General features: G+C 66.9%; 4 protein-coding genes. All 4 read right to left on the bottom strand.

The features are described from left to right. Positions 1 to 948 (bottom strand): PAS domain-containing protein (locus AC04L7_RS14610; RefSeq protein ID WP_475513279.1); only part of this gene is annotated, 948 nt, incomplete at its 3' end. 325 nt (positions 949 to 1273) lie between these two features. Beyond that, positions 1274 to 2086 carry a transglutaminase family protein gene (locus AC04L7_RS14605; protein WP_435996507.1) on the bottom strand — a complete coding sequence of 271 codons (813 nt, stop codon included), beginning with the start codon at positions 2084 to 2086 and terminating at the stop codon, positions 1274 to 1276. A 434-nt stretch (positions 2087 to 2520) separates the two neighbouring features. After that, positions 2521 to 3120, bottom strand: a complete 600-nt coding sequence (locus AC04L7_RS14600; protein WP_435996505.1) for a NapC/NirT family cytochrome c — start codon at positions 3118 to 3120, stop codon at positions 2521 to 2523. Positions 3121 to 3123: 3 nt separating this feature from the next. Continuing rightward, positions 3124 to 3537: nitrate reductase cytochrome c-type subunit (locus AC04L7_RS14595; protein WP_475513278.1), on the bottom strand; the 414-nt coding region annotated here is incomplete at its 5' end.

Below are 3537 nucleotides of genomic sequence, written 5' to 3'. Positions count from 1 at the left end.
CCATTGCGCACTGCTCTCCAGCCGATCGTGGCCGAACAGCGTCGCCAGCGCTTCGTTCCAGATCACATGCCCGTCCACCATCCGCCAGTCCCAGATGGCGTCGCTGGTGGCGAGCGCGGCAAGGCGGTAGCGCTCCTCGATCTCCCGATGGCTGGCTTCGACCGCCTTCCGGTCGGTGATGTCGAGCGAGGCACCGATCAGGCCGACGATCTCGCCTTGCGCGTCCCGCAACGGCGCCTTGGTCGACAGCCAGAACGCGCGCCGGCCGTCGGGGTAGCTCACTTCCTCTTCCAGCTGCTCGATCCTGCCGGAGGCCATGATGCGCGCGTCCGCCGCCATGATCGCGGCGGCCTGCGCCGGGTCATCCAGCAGTTCGGCATCCGTGCGGCCCAGGTACTCTTCGGGCGGCCTGCCGATCAGCTCGGTCGTGCCGCGGTTGCCGATCAGCAATCGACCCTGCCTGTCCTTGGCGTAGACGACGCCCGGCACCGCTTCCACGAACGTATTGAGCAGGCTCTCCGCGCGGTCGCGCGCGTCCTCGACGCGGCGTGCCTCGCTGATGTCGATCAGCACGCCGGGGAAGCGGACGGCGGCGCCGTGCGCGTCGAGATCCACCCAGCCCCGCGCCTCCACCCACCGCCACCCCTCCTCGCCCCCGCGGGTCCGATACCGGTGCAGGTACTGGCCGCCCCGAGCCATCGCGTCGCCGATGGCGGCTTCCAGGCCGCCCTGATCCTCGGGATGGACGGACTGGATCAGGTCGTGCAGCTTCCATCGGTCGCCCGACGGTTCCAGGCCGAAGCTGCGCTCAAGGGCCGGATCCACCGTCACGGTGTCGGACTGCACGTCCCAGAACCAGGTTCCGATGATGGCGCCTGCGGCCAACGCAACGCGGACGCGCTCGCTGTCCAGGGTGTCCAGAGAAAGATCGGGGGATCGATGCGGCATCGGAGGGTTCCTCGGGACGGACCGGCAAACGGTGGGCGAACCCGGGACGGGACCGAGCGTCCCGCAGCCTCGGCGCAGTCTATACGAGCCGGCGCGGGTGCCGCCCGGCACGGCGAAACATCACAGCATGCGCCTCCGGCGTTCCGCAGCGGCCGCGGCGAGCGCGCATGCTGTCCGATCGCATGTGCAGGCATGGTCAACGCGACGCCAGGAGTCATGGGAAGCGCGGCACCGACGCACGGTCGCGGCGATCGGTCGACAGCGCGCGTGCATCAGAGACCAGAAGCCCACCACTCCGCGGAAGCAGGTGGACGGCGACCGAACGCTATCCGCTCGACGACGAAGCAGGCGCCTCGCCCATCCGCTCACCCACCCACACCTGCATGTCCACGGTCTGCAGCCAACCGTAGTTCGTCAGGAACGCCACGTCGGCGGCGTCGCGCCCGTGCGCGACCACGATCCGGCCACCGCGGGGGGCGGACTGGGTCGGGTCGAACGTGTACCAACGGCCATCCAGGAACGCCTCGAACCACGCGTGCAGGTCCATGGGCTCCAGGCCATGCAGATAACCCACCACCATGCGGGCCGGAATTCGCAGGCTCCTGCACAAGGTGATCCCGACATGCGCGTAGTCGCGGCAAACGCCGGCACCCGCCTCGAGCGTGCCGAGCGCATCCGTGGTGGCATCGCTGACCCCGTACCGGTAGGCGATATGGGCGCGGATCCATTCCACGATGGCCCCGACCTGGCCGTTGCGCGGGTCCGCTGCGTCCACGATGGCCTGCGCCTGCTCGAACGCACGATCGCTCGGGCAGTAGCGGCTCGGCAGCAGGTATTGCAGCGCGTGATCGGGCAGCCGTGCCGCAGGTGTCGGCGCCACCCAAGGCGCGATGGCGATGTCCCGCTCGGTCTCGACCTCGAGCTCCGCGCGTATCCGCATGCGCCCGCGCGGCACCACGAAGCGCTGGCACAGATTGCCGAACACATCGACGTACTCCGTCGGCCGAACATGGGGATCGAAGGAATAGGATTCGCTGACCAACCACTGCGACTCGCCGCTGCGCGGCCGCAGCATCGCGACCACCGCGCAGTCTTCGAGGCATTCGACGGTCAATTCGCATCCGGCCAGCAGGCGCATGTTCGATCCAAGGGAAAGGGATTCACTGCAAACACGGCCGGCCCGGATCTCGCCGACGCTGCCGCACACCGTACYCGGACTGCGCACGCGTACCGGGTTGTCGACGTCGACGCCTTCCCGCGAAGGAAGTTCGCTGTCACGACGGTCGTCGCGACCCACCAGAGGCGAAGCCCTGCTTCGGCATGCGAGGCACGACAAGGCCTGACAGCCTCAAGCGGTTGGTGGGCCCACCATCAATCGCATTTCATATCTAAGTGATTGTATTTGCTTATATTAGCGCGTCCCACAGCGAGCCGCGACTCACTTTTTGACTCACTTCTCGACCTGCTGGTAACGGACTACTTTGGACGCCATCGTATGCCTTCCTACTCCTACTGATGTCACCTTACGGACAGAAGAAGGCATTGATCGTGTTCCGCGCGCACCCGGCGTGCCTACCCCTGCGGTACGCCGGTCATGTCCGGCAGGCGATGGGCCACGCCCTTGTGGCAGTCGATGCACGTCTTCTTGCCGGTGCCCAACCACAGCTTGTGCACCTGCGCAGCACGTGATCCCTGCCGGGTGAGATCCATCGAGTCGTAGTCGTGGCAGTTGCGACACTCCAGCGAATCGTTGGCCTTCAACCGGTTCCATTCATGGGTCGCCAGGATCAGGCGTTCGTCGAGGAACTTCTCGCGCGTGTTGATGGTGCCGAAGAGCTTGCCCCAGACTTCCTTGGAGGCCTGCATCTTGCGGGCGATCTTGTCGGTCCAGTTGTGCGGCACGTGGCAGTCCGGACAGGTGGCGCGCACACCGGAGCGGTTGCTGTAGTGGATGGTGGATTTCAGTTCCTCGAACACGTTGTCCTGCATCTCATGACAGCTGGTGCAGAACGCCTCGGTGTTGGTCGCCTCGAGCGCGGTGTTGAAGCCGCCCCAGAAAATCACGCCCGCCAGGAACCCGGCCACCGTCAGGAAGCCGAGGCTGTAGTGCCGGCTGGGAAGCCGCAGCGTGCGCCAGAACGCCAGCCCCTCCCGCTTCATCCGTGACCACATGGGCTACTCCTTCGCGGTCGGCGGCACCGACAGCACGCTGTCGATGTCGCGGAACTGGTTGGCGACCAGCACTGGCGCGTCCGTCTGCACCACGTGGCACTGGTTGCAGAAGTAGCGGCGCGGCGAGACGGTCGCCAGGAACTGGTCGTCGCGGTCCATGTAGTGGGTCACGCTGACCGGCGGCGCCTGGAACGTGGCCGCGTTGGCGCGTGCATGGCACAGCATGCAACGGTTGCTGTTCCTGTCGACCTGGTAGCCGTCGATGGCATGCGGGATGGTCGGCGGCTGCATCGGATAGGCGCGCGCGCGCTTGAGGTCGGCGTTCTCCACGTGCGCGAGCGGCGGCGGATGCCCCTCCTGGTCCACTGGCACGCCTCGCCGAAGCGCGTCGAGCTGTCCCGCGCCGGGCACGAACAC

The sequence above is a fragment of the Pseudoxanthomonas sp. LjRoot204_2 genome (assembly GCF_056175765.1).
The sequence above is the reverse complement of the archived record's forward strand: the minus strand, read 5'-3'. Positions and strand labels throughout refer to the sequence as shown.